The organism is Gracilibacillus sp. JCM 18966, assembly GCF_055392695.1.
In genome coordinates this window covers 633,855-651,079 of record NZ_AP043883.1, presented here as the reverse complement: position 1 = coordinate 651,079, position 17,225 = coordinate 633,855, and the positions used below count along the sequence as shown (strand labels likewise).

The following is a 17,225-nucleotide window of genomic DNA, read 5'->3' as shown; positions in this document are numbered from 1 at the left end:
TAATCTTAACAACGTTGTTATTTAGTATTTTTGCAACCGATTACACAAAATGGGAGTGTTTACTAATGAAGAAGAAGTATGTATTAGTTGGAACTGGTGGTCGAGCGGAATTCTTCTATGGAGCATTGGTACGAGATTTTCAAGAGACTAGCTCTCTAATTGCCTTTTGTGATTCCAATCAAATTCGTCTTAATTATGCAAACAAGCTTTTAGAGGATAAGTATGGCGTGGAGAAGATTAACACATATACGTCTGATAAATTTGATGAAATGATTGAAAAGGAGAAGCCGGATATTGTTATTGTTACTTCTGTAGATCGAACGCATCATCGCTACATCATCCGCGCAATGGAGCTTGGCTGTGATGTTATTACAGAAAAGCCAATGACAGTTGATGCAGAAAAGACACAAGCGATTATTGATACAATTGAACGAACCGGTCAACAAGTTCGCGTAACCTTTAATTATCGCTATGCACCACATAACACAAAGATTCGTGAACTCATTCGTGACGGTGTGATTGGAGAAGTGAATTCGGTGCATTTTGAATGGGCATTGAATACACAGCATGGTGCAGATTATTTCCGTCGTTGGCATAGAGATAAACGAAATAGTGGAGGATTGCTTGTTCATAAATCCACCCATCATTTTGATCTAGTGAATTTTTGGTTGAACACAGAACCGGAAACGGTCTATGCAACTGGTGGTCTTCGCTTTTATGGGAAGGAGAATGCCGAACGCAGAGGAGTAACAAAGTTTTATCAAAGGGCTCATGGCAGTGAAATTGCAAAGGATGACCCATTTGCAATTGATTTAGAAGCTAATGAACATCTAAAATCGATGTATTTAGATGCGGAAAAAGAAGACGGCTATCAAAGAGACCAGAGTGTTTTTGGTGATGGAATAAGTATTGAGGATACACTTGGGGTTGTTGTAACCTATAAAAATAAAGCTATTTTAACCTATTCACTTAATGCTTACTTGCCTTGGGAAGGATTCCAAATTGCCTTTAATGGTTCTAAAGGGCGAATTGAAGTGCAGGTTCGTGAACAATCTTACATTAATTCTGGTGGAGAAAAAGGGGATGAAGGTAAGCTAAAGGAAAAAGTGTTACGTGTTATCCCAATGTTCGGTGAACCATATGTTGTAGAAGTAGAAGAAAAAGCAGGTGGCCATGGTGGTGGTGACCCAGAATTATTAAATGATTTGTTTGGGGTGCCAAAAGAAGACGAATTCAACCGAGCAGCTTCTCACATTGATGGCGCGATTTCGATTCTTACAGGAATTGCAGGAAACAAGTCCTTACAAACAGGGCAAGCAGTCAAAGTTGCAGATTTAGTAGATTTAAAAAGATAATGAAATAGATATTTAGTTTTGGTACAGTGTTTCTATTTAACACTGTACCAAATTTGTTGTTATCAAAGCTTTTAGTGTCTTGAAAAGCCTCATTATAGATTCATTTCTTCTATTTATGCTCCATTTCAATTGTTTCACTATCATCAGATTGTGTTAACGTACTATATCCAATAAAACTGAAGGACGCAATTAATAGAAGAAACAGCATTACTAACCATTTCCGCAATGTCTATCCCTCCCATTTGCTACTTTTATATACTTCGTACTATGGTGAAAAATCCCCGTTAATTGAATTTTCATTTTTTATTCTATATGATTACGATAGAATTAGCTATGGACAAAATATGTAAAAAATGAGGAAATTATGGGGGAAGGTGACTTAATGAAAATATCCTTAAAGGAAGCAGAGATAGTGGAAATAAAAGAAATAGGTGAAGGATCTAGAGTATGCCTTGATTTTGTTGATAAATTAGAGCCATCCGAAGGAATACTTGTCGGGAATACCGGACACGGCTATGTCCTAGTATTAGCTGAAAATCGAACGACCGATACTTATCCAGGAAGACCATTTCGAGTAAATAGTGGTGCTATTCATCATTACATTTTAAAGGAAGAAGATCAAACTGCCTATTTAGCAGAAATAAAACCAGGGGATTATATTTCAGTTATTTCAGAATCTGGTTCATCACGTAGTGTTGCGGTCGGAAGAGTAAAGGTTGAAAAGCGCCCGCTAATCCGCTTGGTGTTAAAGGTAGAAAACAAGGAGCTATCGGTCACTTTACAAGTAGCAGATAGTGTTCATGTACTAGCTCCAGATGGAACGGAAATACAGGCGATTACATTAAAGAAGGGTGACCATGTAATGGTGCAAGTAGATCAGCCTGGAAGACATTTAGGGAAAAAGATTGAAGAAGAAATAAATGAATTTTAGCACCTTTTGCATGTCGGGGACCCCCTCCATCATGGAAATCACTATATTAAGAATTTTCAAAAAATTAAGTAAAAGGCATTGACAAATGAATGAGAACATACTATGATAGTAGCAACATTTTCATTCGTTTGGCATTGATGAAGAGTAGTAGCCGAATCAAAGCACAGAAGAGAGCTGGTGGTTGGTGAGAACCAGTGTGTTAGATAGGTGAATGGACTTCTGAGCCCCAAACCGAACACATTTGTTAGTAGGCTTTGGCGAGATACCCACTCGTTGCAAAAGGGTAGCGTTATAGCATATAAAAGCTATGACGTGATTAGTGAGCTGATCTTCAGCTAATAAAGGTGGTACCACGGGTTTCCTCGTCCTTTTCGGATGGGGGAGCCCTTTTTATATGTGTTAAAAATCGATAGAAAAATTGATGAGAAGGATTAGTAGGTTTACTTATTGTGTGATAGAGAGCTGGGAATGGTGGAAACCAGTATACAAGGTAAGCAGAATGGACCTTTGAGAGTGCTCTGGAAAAAAGTATAGAGCAACGCCTCATCCACGTTATCGGATGAATGAGAGGAAGGAGTGTGGAGATCCTTCAAATAGTGGTGGCACCGCGGAAAAAACCCGTCCCTATATATACAAACAAGGTATATATAGGGATTTTTTTATACATTAGGAAAGTATAAAATTTCTACACAGTAGCGTTTCGACGTAGCTGAAATTTCAAGGTACCAAGTATAAGCAAAACTAAGCATTCGCTAAAGGACGAGCGAATGCGGGTTTTTCTAATACGCAAAGCTAGGCATTCGTCAAAGGACGAACGTATACGAGTTTTTCTAACATACTTCGTTAAATCATTGAAAAGGAGTAGAGGAAATGGTGAATTACAGAAGCAAGCGATTAAATGGGGATACAATCACACCGATATCAATCTTTAATCGATTAAAGGGTACGAAAAAGTTTTTGCTTGAGAGTTCAGGAGCCCATGATCAAAAAGGACGTTTTTCTTTTATTGGTGTAAATCCGTATAAAGAAATTATTGGTTCAAAGAAAAATTCGACAGTAATAAACCTGACAACAGGTGAAGAGGAAACTATCGAACAATTGCCATTAGAGGTAGTAAAAGAACATACGCCAAATATAGATCTTCCTTTACCATATGCTTTTTATGGTGGAGCCATTGGTTATATTGGCTATGATACGATTCGGCAATATGAATATATCGGTGAAAAACTAGAGGATGAGATAGAAATGCCAGATGTTCACATGATGTTTTACCAGGATGTCATCGTTTTTGATCATATGAAGCAAAAAGTCACTTTATTAACGATGGACTTAAATGGAGATCGAGAAGAGTCGATTTTGGAGGAACGGCTTGTTGAAATGGAAGAAGAGATCTGGACACATGAAAAGCCGTTAAAAGAAGAAGAATTGCATGTTAGCTTCCAGCCTTCTATTCAGAAGAGTAGATTTCTAGAAATGGTAGAAACAGCAAAAAGACACATAGTAGAGGGCGATATCTTTCAAGTTGTTTTATCTCAAAGAATGAAAGCAAGCTTTGAGGCGGATCCTTTTACTTTTTACCGAAAGCTTAGAGTCACAAATCCATCACCATATATGTATTTTATTGACTTTAATGACTATATTGTGCTTGGTGCATCACCAGAGAGCTTAATTAAAACAACTGGCAAAGAAGTTATTACTAATCCTATTGCAGGAACAAGACCCCGTGGTGCAACAGAGCAGGAGGATGCACAGCTAGCAACCGAGTTATTAGCCGATGAGAAGGAATTAGCAGAACACAAAATGCTTGTCGACCTTAGTAGAAACGATCTTGGCCGTGTATGTGAAATAAGCTCGATCACGATCCCGAAATATATGGCAATTGAAAGATATCAACATGTTATGCACATTGTTTCCGAAGTGCATGGTACTTTAACAGACAATTACACGGGGTTGGATGCACTTATTTCAGCATTACCAGCAGGAACGGTTTCAGGGGCACCAAAAATTCGTGCCATGCAAATCATTAACGATTTAGAGGACAAAAAGCGTGGAGTTTATGCAGGAGCGGTCGGCTACATTAACATAAATGGAGATTTGGACTTAGCTTTAGCTATTCGTACGATGGTTATTAAAGGTAACAATGCCTATGTACAAGCGGGTGCAGGGATCGTGTATGATTCCGATCCAGAATCGGAGTATCTGGAAACATTGAATAAGGCTAGAGCCTTACTGGAGGTTAGTAAACATGATATTACTCATTGATAATTATGATTCATTCACTTATAACCTATATCAGTATATTTCAGAACTTGGCAAAACCGTCAAAGTGGTCCGTAATGACAAACTGACGATTGATGACATAAGAAAATGGGAGCCAGAAGCCATTATATTATCACCAGGACCTGGTATTCCGGAAGAGGCAGGTATTAGTATTGACATTGTCAAACACTTAGCAACAGAGTTTCCGATTTTGGGTATTTGTTTAGGACACCAAACGATTGGTACAGCATTTGGAGCGAGGATAGTAAAGGCAAGTCATATTAAACACGGTAAAACCTCCATGATTCGACATAACAATGATGAGATCTTTAGTTATTTGGAGCAACCGTTAGAAGTAATGAGATATCATTCCCTTGTTATAGAAAATGCAACCATACCTGATGAGTTACTTGTCACAGCACAAGCAATGGATGATGGTGAAATTATGGCAATCAAGCATACTTATTTGCCAACATATGGATTGCAATTTCATCCTGAATCAATTGGTACCGGAAAAGGCAAAAAGCTACTGAATAACTTTTTTCAAGCTATTCGAAAGGAGACGAAAGCATGAAGGATTTTTTAAATAAAGTGATTGCAAAAGAGGATTTGACATTAGAGGAAATGGAGCAAGCGGCAAGACTGATTTTCACAGAGGAAACAAGTGATATTGCAATAGGGGCTTTTCTTACAGCATTAAAAGCAAAAGGGGAAACATCTGATGAGATTACAGGTCTTGTAAATGTTCTTTTAGAAATTTCTCCATTATCCCTTCCAGATGACTTAACAGATGCAATGGATAACTGTGGCACTGGAGGAGATGGATCACAAAGCTTTAATATTAGCACAACCTCTGCTTTTGTTATTGCAGGTGCGGGCATTACGGTTGCTAAACATGGAAACCGTAGTATTTCTAGTAAAACCGGAAGTGCTGATGTGTTGGAGCATTTAGGTGTACCACTCGAATTCACACGACCAGAAACCTACGAAATATTAAAGGAAAATGGGATTGCTTTTCTATTTGCACCTAATGTCCACCCTGCAATGAAGCATGCGATGAAGGTTCGGAGAGAATTAGGGGTGCCAACAATTTTTAATGTGATTGGTCCATTAACCAATCCAGTCCAGCTAACCTCACAATTGATGGGAACCTATCGCCGAGATTCATTAGAGACGATGGCGAATGTATTGCACAAATTAGGTCGCAAACGTGCGTTGATTGTAAATGGATATGGCTATATGGATGAAGCCTCTTTAGCTGGGGAGAATCATTTGGTATTATTGGACAGAGGAGAATTAATGCAATTCACGTTAAGTCCCGAGGAAGTAGATCTCCCAGTAGTGGATAATGAATCGATAAAAGGCGGGGACGCCATAGAGAATGCTAGAATTTTACGCAGTGTTCTAGAAGGCAAAAAAGGCCCACACCGAGATACAGTATTACTAAATGCTGGTTTAGGTATCTTTGCCAATGGAAAAGCAGAAACAATAAAACAAGGAGTGGAGCTTGCGCGAGAGTCGATCGATTCAGGTGCAGCATTAGCTAAATTAGAAAATCTTATTACGATTAGTACGAGAATGAAGCAAGGGGTGTCATCATGACTATTTTAGAAAAAATACTAGCAGAAAAAGAAAAGGAAGTAGCGACATTAAAGAAAAACTACAAGCCTGGTATGCTTCAAGCAAAACGTGCTCCTGTCTCCTTGTATGATTCGTTTCGTCAGTCAAAGAACATGAGCATTATTGCCGAAATGAAACGGGCATCTCCATCGAAGGGACTGATTAATGATGGAGTGGAGCCCGCCGAGCAAGGCCAGTTATATGAAGCTAGTGGTGCGGGAGCCATTTCTGTATTGACAGACCAACCTTTTTTTAAGGGAACGATCGAAGACATGCAAGCAGTGAGAGAGGTTGTAAATGTCCCTATATTAAATAAGGATTTTATTATCGATGAAATTCAAATCGACCGAGCATACGATGCAGGTGCAAACTTAATCTTACTCATTGCAGCTGCATTACCTGAAAGTCGGTTAAAGGAGCTTTATCAGTATGCTGACAGAAAAGGCTTAGAAATTCTTTTTGAAGTACACAATCAAGAAGAAATGGAAATGGCAAATAGAATTGGAGCTAAAATTATCGGAATTAACAATCGAAATCTTAAAACCTTTGAGGTAGACCTAGCTGTAACAGAGCAATTAGCTGAGATGGTTGACAAAGAAAATACATTGCTGATCAGTGAAAGTGGAATGAAGGATCGGGCTGATGTAGAGCGTGTCGCTATGGCTGGAGCTCGTGGTATTTTAGTAGGAGAAACGATGATGCGTTCTGTTGATTTGAAGAAAACCTTCGATATTTTGCGCATTCCGTTAGGAGAATGATAGATGGTACAAGTGAAGATATGTGGGTTGATGAAACAAGAGGACATTCAAGCTGCTTCTGAGGCAGGAGCAGATTTTATAGGATTTGTTTTTGCCAAGAGTAAAAGACAATTAACAAAGGAACACGCGTGTGAGCTAGCTTCATTTGTTCCACCACAGGTGAAAAAAGTTGGGGTATTTGTGAATGAAAAGCTTGAAGTAATAGAAGAGATTGCGGAAAAAGCAGACCTTGATTATATCCAGCTACATGGAGATGAGTCACCAGACTTTTGTTCACAACTTTCTTTACCTGTGATCAAAGCATTTCAAATTCATTCCCTAGCAGATTTAGAGGGGATTTCAACATATGATTGTGCTTATTATCTTTTAGATAGCCCTGCTGGTAAATATCGGGGTGGCAATGGAGAGACATTCGATTGGTCCATCGTAAAGGACAGAGATTTTTTAGATAAAAAAGTTCTTCTAGCTGGTGGCTTAAGTGCGGAAAATGTCGAGGAGGCTATTAGAGAAGTCAATCCAGCTGGTTTAGATGTCTCTAGTGGCGTCGAAACAAATGGAGTGAAGGATGTAGCGAAAATAAAAGCATTTATCCGAGCGGCAAAGAAAGGGGATAAAAATGACAAAGTATAATGCACCAAACGAGACAGGTCATTATGGTGATTACGGTGGACGATTTGTTCCAGAAACATTAATGCCTGCTGTGCTTGAATTAGAAAAGGCGTATGAGGAAGCCATTAATGATGAGGCGTTTTTAGATGAATTTAATTACTATCTTAAGGAGTATGTTGGCAGAGAAACCCCTTTGTACTATGCGGAGCGTTTTTCAAAAAAGCTAGGTGGACCAAAAATCTATCTAAAGCGAGAAGATTTAAACCATACAGGTGCACATAAAATTAATAATGCGTTAGGTCAGGCTCTTTTAACACAAAGAATGGGGAAGAAAAAGGTAGTGGCAGAAACAGGAGCTGGCCAGCATGGTGTTGCAACAGCAACGGTCTGTGCATTACTAGGTTTGGAATGTGTCATCTTTATGGGAAAGGAAGATGTACGTCGTCAACAATTGAACGTATTCCGAATGGAATTATTAGGAGCTCGTGTTGAGAGTGTGGATCAAGGTAGTGGTACATTAAAGGATGCGGTAAATGAAGCATTACGTTACTGGGTGAGTAATGTCGAGGATACTCATTATATTATTGGCTCCGTCGTTGGACCACATCCATTTCCACAAATTGTCCGAGATTTTCAAAGCATGATCGGTACAGAAACGAAAAAGCAAGTGAAGTTAAAGGAAGGTCGACTACCTGATGCGGTCGTTGCTTGTATTGGTGGTGGAAGTAACTCTATGGGAATGTTCTATCCATTTATTGAGGATGAGGATGTACGCTTATATGGAGTAGAGGCTGGAGGAAAAGGTGTAGATACAGATAAACATGCCGTGACCTTGTCTTATGGTAAACAAGGGATTTTACATGGAACCATGACCTACTTATTACAGGATGAGCATGGGCAAATCCAAGAAGCTCATTCAATCTCCGCAGGACTCGATTACCCAGGAGTTGGACCAGAGCATAGTCATCTGCGGGATATCGGCCGTGTGAATTATGCCCATATTACAGATGCAGAGGCACTAGAAGGGCTGCAGGAATTATCCAAAACAGAAGGGATTATTCCAGCATTAGAAAGCTCTCATGCCATTGCCTATGCCATGAAGCTAGCGAAGGAAATGAAAGAAGAAGAGGTAATGGTCATTTGCTTATCTGGACGTGGAGATAAGGACGTGCAAACAGTGCGTGATGCGCTTGGAGGTGAACAGAATGGGTAAGGAAAAGTTAAATGCAGCCTTCCTTAAAGTGAAAGAACGTGGTGATAAGGCATTTGTTCCTTATATCATGGCAGGAGATGGTGGATTAGATGCACTGGAAGAACAGCTTGTTTTTTTAGAGGATGCTGGGGCAACAGTTGTGGAATTAGGGATTGCCTTTTCCGATCCTGTAGCCGATGGACCAACAATCCAAGAAGCAGGCCTACGCGCATTAGCGAATGGTGTATCATTACGAGCGGTATTAGAAAAATTAAAGCAAACAAAATCTTCACGTCATATCCCTATCGTTCTTATGACGTATGTCAATCCAATTTATGCTTATGGTGTTGCTGATTTTGCAAAAGCTTGTGAGGATGCTGGAGTGGATGGATTAATCATACCTGATATGCCGTTAGAAGAAGAAGGCTTAGTGACCCGAGAATTAAAGGATCATGATATTGCCTTAATTCGTTTAGCTGCACTGACAAGCACGGATGATCGCATAACGGAAATTGCTAATCGAACAGAAGGATTTTTATATGCCGTCACTGTAACGGGTACGACAGGTGCTCGATCCACCTTTCATGACAGGCTTAACGAATACTTGGATCGCCTCAGTAAACAATGTGAAGTCCCTGTACTTGCAGGCTTCGGTGTTTCCACACCCGAGCATGTCAAAAACTTAACAGCGCATTGTGACGGAGTAGTAGTCGGAAGCCGAATTGTCGATCTGTTGCATAAAGGAGATCATGATACAATCCGTGAACTAATCGGCGCCGCACAAATTTCCAAAGTGAACTAGCTAGAGGGCATTTTGAGAGAGATCAGATTTGAAGTGGTATTTATCATCAAATTAACGACCATTTTAGGAAGGAATTCAAGGAAAATGGAACTTATACCGGATTTAACGACCATTTTAGGAAGGAATTCAAGGAAAATAGAACTTATACCGGATTTAACGACCATTTTAGGAAGGAATTCGAAGAAAATGGAACTTATACCGGATTTAACGACCATTTTAGGAAGGAATTCGAAGAAAATGGAACTTATACCGGATTTAACGACCATTTTAGGAAAGAATTCGAAGAAAATGGAACTTATACCGGATTTAACGACCATTTTAGGAAGGAATTCGAAGAAAATGGTACTTACACCCGGCTTAACGACCAATTTAGAGAGAATCCCGAACTAAAATGACGTTTATAACAGAATAGAAAGCTCCTGTAGTAAGATTGACTAAGAAAAATCATACCAAATATTTCGGGCATACGCTCTAGCTAATTTGGAAAAAATGGCACATAAAAAAACTACCTTTTTCTCAAAGGAAAAGGTAGTTTTTATCATCCAATAATTATTCGTATAATGCTGCAATTTCCCTTTGTAATTTTTGGTCAGCGACATACTCATCATAGCTCATCTCTTTATCAATAACTTTCTCAGGTGTGATCTCAATTAAACGATTGGCAATACTATTAATAAATTGATGATCATGGGAGGTGAACAAGATAGACCCCTTGAAATTTATTAAGCCATTATTTAAAGAAGTGATCGACTCTAAATCTAAGTGGTTGGTCGGTTCATCTAATACTAGTACATTGGCATTGCTTAGCATCATTTTAGAGAGCATACAGCGAACCTTCTCTCCACCGGATAGGACATTTGCTTTTTTCAATGCTTCTTCTCCTGAGAAAAGCATACGACCTAGGAATCCGCGGAGGAAGGTTTCCGTTTGGTCATCAGGAGAATATTGGCGTAACCAATCTACTAATGTCATGTTGTTCCCTTCAAAAAATGCGGAGTTGTCCTTCGGGAAATAGGATTGGGAAGTCGTTACACCCCATGTAAAGGTCCCTTCATCTGGTTCCATTTCTCCCATCAAGATATCGAACAACACGGATTTAGCAAGTTCGTTGCGTCCAACAAAAGCTACTTTGTCATTTGGTTTTAACGTAAAACTAACATTATTTAGCACTTTTTCTCCATCAATGGTTTTAGAAATTCCTTCAACACGTAGAAGGTCATTTCCGATTTCACGTCCAGCTTGAAAAGCAACATATGGATAACGACGAGAAGAAGGCTTGATATCTTCTAAGGTAATGTTATCCAACATTTTTTTACGGGAGGTTGCTTGCTTTGATTTTGAAGCATTTGCACTAAATCTAGCAATAAAGTTTTGCAATTCTTTGATTTTTTCTTCCTTTTTCTTATTCTGATCTTTTGCCATTTGGAGAGCTAACTGGCTAGATTCATACCAAAAGTCATAATTCCCGACATATAATTCAATTTTTCCATAATCAACATCCGCGATATGGGTACATACCTTATTTAAAAAGTGTCGATCGTGAGATACTACAATGACAGTATTCTCAAAGTTAATGAGAAATTCCTCTAACCATTGGATCGCTTGAATGTCTAAGTGGTTTGTAGGCTCATCCAATAATAAAATATCTGGATTACCAAATAGAGCTTGTGCCAATAACACTTTAACCTTCTCTGATCCGGTTAATTCAGCCATTTTTTTCGTATGCAAGTCTTCATCTATTCCTAATCCCTTAAGCAAAATAGCAGCATCTGATTCAGCTTCCCAACCGTTCATTTCAGCAAACTCGCCCTCTAGCTCTGCTGCTCTCATTCCGTCTTCCTCTGTGAATTCGGCCTTTGCATAAATGGCATCTTTTTCTTTCATTACATCAAACAACCGGGTATGTCCCATGATGACAGTTTGTAACACTTCATATTCCTCATAAGCAAAGTGATCCTGTTTTAATACGGCTAAACGTTCGTCCTTGCCTAAAGAGACATGCCCTGATTGAGGCTCAATCTCACCTGATAGGACCTTTAGAAAGGTAGATTTACCAGCACCATTTGCCCCGATTAATCCATAGCAATTTCCTGCAGTGAATTTAATATTAACATCTTCGAATAATTTTTTATCACCAAAACGTAAACTTACATTTGTCGCTTGTAGCATATTTTCACAATTCCTCCATTATCTCATTTCCTAAAGCAAGCTTAAGCGATTTGTCCTAGGAAGTCAATGAAAGCGGATAGTTGCTCCTCATAGAAAAAGAGACTGGGACAAAAGAGTAATAAAACAGAAGAAATCCGAACATTAATATTTCTGCACTGTAACCGCTCCGTCAAAATACTCCGCTTTTACCCATAGGGCATAAGTCAACATCTGCTCAAGTAAACTTTCGCAGTGTTCCCTTTACAGTGTGGCACGGCGGTCTGCTAACTTTGCAAAGAAACCCGTCTTGCAAAGTGGATCTTCAGCTCGTGCTGTTCCCATAGGAGTCTTTATATTTTGACTACGCTCAATCAGAAGATTGTTCGGATTCTCATTCACCCTATTTAATTATGTCCCAGCCACTTGCAATTAGTCTCGTTTATTGGTAAAAACTAAAATACCATCAATAAGTAAGCAGATGAATGCAGCCCAGTGTAAAAGCATGCCAAGACCTGGTATGATTCCGAGTGTACTGGCAATAATGCCGACAATCGGTCCCCAAATAGGGGTATGATTATTTTTGGAGATTACAAGTGTAACAATATGATAAATAAGCATAAATAATAGCGGTGTCCAAAGCAATGATAAGATGAAAACTCCACCATAGCCAGGTATTCCTAGGAAAAATTCAAATCCAGCACCGATAAGTTTTAGAACTCCGGAAATAAGCAAGTATATCCCTCCTTTTATAATTAGTCACCAAAATATTTTACCATATACAATATGCAAATCAATGATCTCTGTTGTCTTCTAAAAAAAATACTGCTATATTGCAATCAATAGGATGAGGTGGGAGGAGACGAAATGAAGGAGAAGTTTTTTCATAGTACGTATGGATTTCGATTTAAAGGAGAGCAATTAGAACGGGTTGCAGGTTTACTATCTCTTGGTAAAGAGGTTAGGACAGAGCATAGCTATAGATGGGATGGTCGAGAGCGAAAGGAAATGGGTGCTATCGTATTTCAATATACATTGAATGGTCAAGGGGCAATAACGATAGGCGACAAGACAACAACCTTAACAAAAGGTCATGCCTTCTTTGTAAAGCTTCCTAGTGACCATTGTTATTATCTTCCAAAGGAATCTGATTTGTGGGAATTTGCATATATCACCTTATATGGACAAGAAGCACAGACTTACTATGAAAAAATTGTTGCAAAGCATGGGCCGATTCTTACATTGCCTACTGATTCTACACCGATCAAGCATATTTTTCGCCTGCTAGAAAAAGCCGAAACAACAGGGATCTCCCAAGGCTATGAAGCTTCTGGATATGCCTATAGCTTCTTAATGGAATGCATGTCGTATTTTGAACATGAAAAAGAAAGGAAAGAGAATCTACCCATTGCTGTAGCAAAAGCAATTACGTTTATGGAAAAAAACTATGCAACTGACATTACACTAGATCATATAGTAGAGGTTTCAGGACTTTCGAAATACCATTTTAATCGACTCTTTAAGCGAACAATGGAAGAACCTCCTATTCAATATTTAGCAAAGATAAGGGTTCACCATGCGATGGAGCTTCTTCAACAAAAAGAATTATCGATGGAAGAAATTGCGAGGAAAGTTGGATATACAAATGGGAATTACTTTAGTAAAGTGTTTAAAAATATTATAGGTGTCACACCAAGTAATTATCGAAACACACAGTCCTACATGCCTGTTGATCGATTGTTTATTGATTATTGAAAGAGCAATATATTACTCATATAAAAAATATTTACGATTGTAATTGCTTTCAAATCCCCTTAATATGAATGTATGCGATAGTAACATAACGCAATTTATTGCGGATATTGAGGAGGATGAATATGTCAAAAATCACCTTTTTAGGTGCTGGTAGTACGGTTTTTGCAAAGAATGTACTAGGGGACTGTATGACAGTAGAAGCATTACAGGATTTTGAATTCGCTTTATTTGATATTGATCATCAACGTTTGGAAGATTCAGAAATGATGTTAACCAATTTAAAGAAGAATGTAAATTCGACTGTAAAAATTAAAGCATATAAGAATAGAAAAGAAGCGCTTCGAGGAGCAAAATATGTGATTAATGCGATACAAGTAGGTGGCTATGATCCGTGTACAATTACCGACTTTGAAGTACCAAAAACATATAGCTTACGTCAAACTATTGCAGATACGATTGGTATTGGTGGGATTTTCCGAAATTTAAGAACAATTCCTGTCATGCAGGAATTTGCCCACGACATGAAAGAGGTTTGTCCAGATGCGTGGTTTTTAAATTATACGAATCCAATGGCCGTCTTAACAAACATTATGCTAGAAGAAGGCATTAAGACAGTAGGCCTATGTCATAGTGTTCAAGTATGTGCTAGTCATCTGTTGGATTCACTCGAAATGTCTAAAGAGAATATCCAATGGAAAATAGCTGGGATTAATCATATGGCATGGTTACTAGAAATTACGCAAAACGGGAAGGATTTATATCCAGAAATCAAAAAACGAGCCAAGCAAAAACAAAAGGAGAAGCATGACGATATGGTACGTTTTGAGCTAATGGATAAGTTTGGCTATTATGTTACGGAATCCTCAGAACATAATGCAGAATACCATCCATATTTTATTAAAAGCCAATATCCTGAACTCATTGAAAAATATAATATACCTTTAGACGAATATCCTAGGCGTTGTGTCAATCAGATAGAAGGCTGGAAAAAAATGAGGGACGACCTCGTTCATGATAAAAATCTGCAACATGAGCGTTCTCATGAATATGGCTCTTACATTATTGAAGCAATGGAAACAGATAAGCCGTTTAAGATCGGTGGTAATGTACGCAATACAGGTAGATTAATCAGTAATTTACCAGAAAACGCGGTTGTGGAGGTTCCTTGTCTTGTTGATGCCAATGGCGTAACACCAACTTATGTAGGTGATTTGCCAGAGCAGCTTGCTGCCTTAAATCGCACCAATATTAATACACAATTACTTACAATGGAAGCTGCACTAACTAGAAAAAAAGAGAAAATCTATCAAGCGGCAATGTTAGACCCACATACTGCTGCAGAATTATCGATAGATGATATTATCGCATTATGTGATGATTTGATTGCAGCACATGGCGATTGGCTACCAACCTATCACTAATAGTTAAGGAGTATAGACATGACCATTACATTCAATGAACAAACGAGAGAATTTCATTTACAAACAAAAAATTCAAGCTATATTTTTAACATATTAGAAAATGATCAGCTTGGTCACTTGTATTATGGTAAAAAAATTCGTCATAAATCCTCTTTTGAGCATCTATTGATAAAGGGAAATCGCCCAAATACACCATATCTACAAGAAGGAGATATGACATTTACACTAGAGCAGACGAAACAAGAATACCCTGCTTATGGGACGACCGATTTTAGAGAGCCTGCTTTTCAAATTTTGCAGGAGAATGGTAGCAGAATAACTAATTTTCAATATCAAGGCAACAAAATCTATCACGGTAAGCCAAAGCTAGAAGGTTTACCAGCTACGTATGCAGAAGCAAATGATAAAGTAGAAACAGTAGAAATTACTTTATATGATCATGTAATAGATACAGAGCTAATCCTTCTCTATTCTGTTTTTGAAGAGCATGATGCCATTACAAGAAGTGTGAGATTTCTCAATAAAGGAAATCAGAAGTTAAACCTCACCAGAGTTATGAGTGCTAACGTAGATCTCTTCGATGCAGAGTATGAAATGATGCAACTGTCAGGTGCATGGGCTAGGGAAAGACATGTTAAAACAAGAAAGCTTCAAACAGGTGTACAAAATATCTCAAGTACCCGTGGGGCAAGCAGTGGACATCAGAATCCATTTCTTGCATTGAAGCGGCCTGAAACAACGGAATTTCAAGGAGAGGTATATGGCTTTAGCTTCGTGTATAGTGGGAACTTTTTAGCACAGGTAGAGGTTGACTATCTAGATGTCGCTCGTGTAAGCATGGGGATTCATCCATTTGATTTTAATTGGCTGCTTGAATCTGGAGAAAGTTTTCAAGCACCAGAGGTTGTCATGGTTTATTCCAATCAAGGATTAAATGGAATGAGTCAAAGCTATCATCAATTGTATCAATCACGTCTAGCACGCGGAAAATGGCGTGATCAACCTCGCCCTATTTTAACTAACAATTGGGAAGGGACTTACTTTCATTTTAATGAAGACAAGATCCTGGAAATGGCCAAACAATCAAAGGATTTAGGTGTTGAATTATTTGTTTTAGATGACGGTTGGTTTGGCAAACGGGATGATGACACCACTTCATTAGGTGATTGGTTTGTAGATTATTCCAAGCTACCTAATGGAATCACTGGATTAGCAGAAAAGGTCACCGCATTAGGGATGGATTTTGGACTTTGGTTTGAACCGGAAATGGTCTCAAAAATAAGTAAGCTTTATGAGAAACATCCAGATTGGATTATTCATGTGCCTGATAGAAGTCAATCCCACGGTAGAAATCAGTATATCTTAGATTTTTCCAGAAAAGAAGTGGTGGACGCCATATATGACATGATGGCAACCATTTTACGAGATGCGCCTATCTCTTATGTCAAGTGGGATATGAATCGCTATATGACTGAAATAGGCTCAGCTTCCTTAGCTGCTGACCGTCAACAAGAGGTTCCACATCGCTATATATTAGGTGTTTATGATCTGTATGAAAGATTGACAACAGAATTTCCAGATATTTTATTTGAATCCTGTGCAAGTGGTGGATGTCGTTTTGACCCAGGAATTCTATATTATGCACCACAGGGCTGGACAAGTGATGATACAGATGCAGTAGAACGTTTGAAAATTCAGTATGGTACATCCTTTGTTTATCCAATTAGTTCAATGGGTGCCCACGTATCAGCTGTGCCCAATCATCAGGTTGGCCGAATTACTAGTATGGAGACCCGAGCAAATGTAGCCTATTTCGGAGCATTTGGCTATGAACTGGATGTGACCGAAATGTCAGAAGGAGATAAGGAAACGATGAAGGAGCAAATTAGCTTCTTCAAAGAACATCGCGAATTATTTCAATTCGGAACCTTTTACAGAATCCATAGTCCCTTCTCTGGAAATGGAAATCGCACAAGCTGGATGGTTGTTTCAGAGGATAAAGAAAAGGCGGTTGTTGGCGATTATCATATATTATGTGAGCCAAACGCCAGCTATAAACGTTTGTTATTAAAAGGCTTAGATCCTAATGCTTCCTATAAGATAGAAGGATATGAAGGCAGTTATAATGGTGACGAGCTCATGGAGATTGGTATCCAGCTAGATCATGAACGATTTAGAGGGCATAGAGGAGACCACTATGTTCCAAGGGATTTCTATTCACGCCTATTTGTATTAACTCGTTGCTAAACGTGATGGATAGCATTCGAACGAAATAATAAGCCTTCGGAAAATGGATTGTTCGGGGGCTTATTTTTTTCGTTAGGAAACTATAAAATTTTTGCAGGAAGTAAGGCGATGAAGAGAAAATGTTGAAGTCC

Annotated in this window: 15 protein-coding genes and 2 other annotated features; of the genes, 13 read left to right on the top strand and 2 right to left on the bottom strand. The window is 38.7% G+C overall.

The genetic code is table 11. The features are described 5' to 3' along the window. Window positions 1-65 precede the first annotated feature (65 nt). The 10 genes from ACZ5N5_RS02910 to ACZ5N5_RS02865 all read left to right on the top strand — a co-directional run bounded on the left by ACZ5N5_RS02910 (window position 66) and on the right by ACZ5N5_RS02865 (window position 9,916). Window positions 66-1,355, top strand: coding sequence for a Gfo/Idh/MocA family oxidoreductase (locus ACZ5N5_RS02910; RefSeq protein WP_054788102.1), 1,290 nt, complete (start codon window positions 66-68; stop codon window positions 1,353-1,355). A 382-nt stretch (window positions 1,356-1,737) separates the two neighbouring features. Beyond that, window positions 1,738-2,286, top strand: coding sequence for a 3-dehydroquinate synthase II domain-containing protein (locus tag ACZ5N5_RS02905; RefSeq protein ID WP_054788105.1), 549 nt, complete (start codon window positions 1,738-1,740; stop codon window positions 2,284-2,286). 125 nt (window positions 2,287-2,411) lie between these two features. Then, window positions 2,412-2,659 (top strand) — a binding site (T-box leader). 39 nt (window positions 2,660-2,698) lie between these two features. Next, window positions 2,699-2,915, top strand: a binding site (T-box leader). Window positions 2,916-3,156: 241 nt separating this feature from the next. Further along, window positions 3,157-4,548 carry an anthranilate synthase component I gene (gene trpE, locus ACZ5N5_RS02900; protein ID WP_464373238.1) on the top strand — a complete coding sequence of 464 codons (1,392 nt, stop codon included), beginning with the start codon at window positions 3,157-3,159 and terminating at the stop codon, window positions 4,546-4,548. Further along, the gene (locus ACZ5N5_RS02895; protein ID WP_109985475.1) at window positions 4,532-5,119 is read left to right on the top strand and encodes an anthranilate synthase component II; all 588 of its coding nucleotides are present in this window, start codon (window positions 4,532-4,534) and stop codon (window positions 5,117-5,119) included. The genes trpE and ACZ5N5_RS02895 overlap by 17 nt, the downstream gene beginning before the upstream one ends. Further along, complete coding sequence (gene trpD, locus ACZ5N5_RS02890) at window positions 5,116-6,147, top strand: anthranilate phosphoribosyltransferase (RefSeq protein WP_464373237.1); 1,032 nt, start codon at window positions 5,116-5,118, stop codon at window positions 6,145-6,147. The genes ACZ5N5_RS02895 and trpD overlap by 4 nt, the downstream gene beginning before the upstream one ends. Next, a complete protein-coding gene (gene trpC / locus ACZ5N5_RS02885) occupies window positions 6,144-6,923 on the top strand; it encodes an indole-3-glycerol phosphate synthase TrpC (RefSeq protein WP_464373236.1) in 780 nt (259 codons plus the stop codon). Before trpD ends, trpC begins: the two co-directional genes overlap by 4 nt. A 3-nt stretch (window positions 6,924-6,926) precedes the next feature. Then, window positions 6,927-7,553 (top strand): phosphoribosylanthranilate isomerase, encoded by a 627-nt coding sequence (locus tag ACZ5N5_RS02880; protein WP_464373235.1) that lies wholly within the window; start codon window positions 6,927-6,929, stop codon window positions 7,551-7,553. After that, window positions 7,540-8,745, top strand: coding sequence for a tryptophan synthase subunit beta (trpB, locus tag ACZ5N5_RS02875; RefSeq protein ID WP_109985471.1), 1,206 nt, complete (start codon window positions 7,540-7,542; stop codon window positions 8,743-8,745). The genes ACZ5N5_RS02880 and trpB overlap by 14 nt, the downstream gene beginning before the upstream one ends. Continuing rightward, window positions 8,738-9,526 carry a tryptophan synthase subunit alpha gene (trpA, locus tag ACZ5N5_RS02870; protein WP_054788103.1) on the top strand — a complete coding sequence of 263 codons (789 nt, stop codon included), beginning with the start codon at window positions 8,738-8,740 and terminating at the stop codon, window positions 9,524-9,526. Before trpB ends, trpA begins: the two co-directional genes overlap by 8 nt. Before the next feature lie 84 nt (window positions 9,527-9,610). Beyond that, on the top strand, window positions 9,611-9,916 hold the full coding sequence (locus ACZ5N5_RS02865; protein ID WP_464373234.1) for a hypothetical protein: 306 nt from the start codon (window positions 9,611-9,613) through the stop codon (window positions 9,914-9,916). 159 nt (window positions 9,917-10,075) lie between these two features. On the opposite strand, the gene ACZ5N5_RS02860 is transcribed toward ACZ5N5_RS02865, so the two are convergent. Continuing rightward, window positions 10,076-11,695, bottom strand: coding sequence for an ABC-F family ATP-binding cassette domain-containing protein (locus ACZ5N5_RS02860; protein WP_464373233.1), 1,620 nt, complete (start codon window positions 11,693-11,695; stop codon window positions 10,076-10,078). Window positions 11,696-12,103: 408 nt separating this feature from the next. Further along, entirely contained in the window at window positions 12,104-12,406 is a 303-nt protein-coding gene (locus tag ACZ5N5_RS02855) for a hypothetical protein (protein WP_054788593.1), read from the bottom strand. A gap of 132 nt (window positions 12,407-12,538) precedes the next feature. On the opposite strand from ACZ5N5_RS02855, the gene ACZ5N5_RS02850 reads away from it, so the two are divergent. The 3 genes from ACZ5N5_RS02850 to ACZ5N5_RS02840 all read left to right on the top strand — a co-directional run bounded on the left by ACZ5N5_RS02850 (window position 12,539) and on the right by ACZ5N5_RS02840 (window position 17,094). Then, a complete protein-coding gene (locus tag ACZ5N5_RS02850; RefSeq protein ID WP_464373232.1) occupies window positions 12,539-13,426 on the top strand; it encodes a helix-turn-helix domain-containing protein in 888 nt (295 codons plus the stop codon). Window positions 13,427-13,548: 122 nt separating this feature from the next. Further along, window positions 13,549-14,847, top strand: a complete 1,299-nt coding sequence (gene melA / locus ACZ5N5_RS02845; protein ID WP_464373231.1) for an alpha-galactosidase — start codon at window positions 13,549-13,551, stop codon at window positions 14,845-14,847. Window positions 14,848-14,865: 18 nt separating this feature from the next. Beyond that, window positions 14,866-17,094 carry an alpha-galactosidase gene (locus ACZ5N5_RS02840; RefSeq protein ID WP_464373230.1) on the top strand — a complete coding sequence of 743 codons (2,229 nt, stop codon included), beginning with the start codon at window positions 14,866-14,868 and terminating at the stop codon, window positions 17,092-17,094. Window positions 17,095-17,225: the final 131 nt, after the last annotated feature.

What these genes read in the sequence shown, in the direction of transcription:
- ACZ5N5_RS02910 (WP_054788102.1), top strand. Translation starts at nt 66, where the DNA reads ATGAAGAAGAAGTATGTATTAGTTGGAACTGGTGGTCGAGCGGAATTC.
- ACZ5N5_RS02905 (WP_054788105.1), top strand. Translation starts at nt 1,738, where the DNA reads ATGAAAATATCCTTAAAGGAAGCAGAGATAGTGGAAATAAAAGAAATA.
- trpE (WP_464373238.1), top strand. Translation starts at nt 3,157, where the DNA reads ATGGTGAATTACAGAAGCAAGCGATTAAATGGGGATACAATCACACCG.
- ACZ5N5_RS02895 (WP_109985475.1), top strand. Translation starts at nt 4,532, where the DNA reads ATGATATTACTCATTGATAATTATGATTCATTCACTTATAACCTATAT.
- trpD (WP_464373237.1), top strand. Translation starts at nt 5,116, where the DNA reads ATGAAGGATTTTTTAAATAAAGTGATTGCAAAAGAGGATTTGACATTA.
- trpC (WP_464373236.1), top strand. Translation starts at nt 6,144, where the DNA reads ATGACTATTTTAGAAAAAATACTAGCAGAAAAAGAAAAGGAAGTAGCG.
- ACZ5N5_RS02880 (WP_464373235.1), top strand. Translation starts at nt 6,927, where the DNA reads ATGGTACAAGTGAAGATATGTGGGTTGATGAAACAAGAGGACATTCAA.
- trpB (WP_109985471.1), top strand. Translation starts at nt 7,540, where the DNA reads ATGACAAAGTATAATGCACCAAACGAGACAGGTCATTATGGTGATTAC.
- trpA (WP_054788103.1), top strand. Translation starts at nt 8,738, where the DNA reads ATGGGTAAGGAAAAGTTAAATGCAGCCTTCCTTAAAGTGAAAGAACGT.
- ACZ5N5_RS02865 (WP_464373234.1), top strand. Translation starts at nt 9,611, where the DNA reads ATGGAACTTATACCGGATTTAACGACCATTTTAGGAAGGAATTCAAGG.
- ACZ5N5_RS02860 (WP_464373233.1), bottom strand. Translation starts at nt 11,695, where the DNA reads ATGCTACAAGCGACAAATGTAAGTTTACGTTTTGGTGATAAAAAATTA.
- ACZ5N5_RS02850 (WP_464373232.1), top strand. Translation starts at nt 12,539, where the DNA reads ATGAAGGAGAAGTTTTTTCATAGTACGTATGGATTTCGATTTAAAGGA.
- melA (WP_464373231.1), top strand. Translation starts at nt 13,549, where the DNA reads ATGTCAAAAATCACCTTTTTAGGTGCTGGTAGTACGGTTTTTGCAAAG.
- ACZ5N5_RS02840 (WP_464373230.1), top strand. Translation starts at nt 14,866, where the DNA reads ATGACCATTACATTCAATGAACAAACGAGAGAATTTCATTTACAAACA.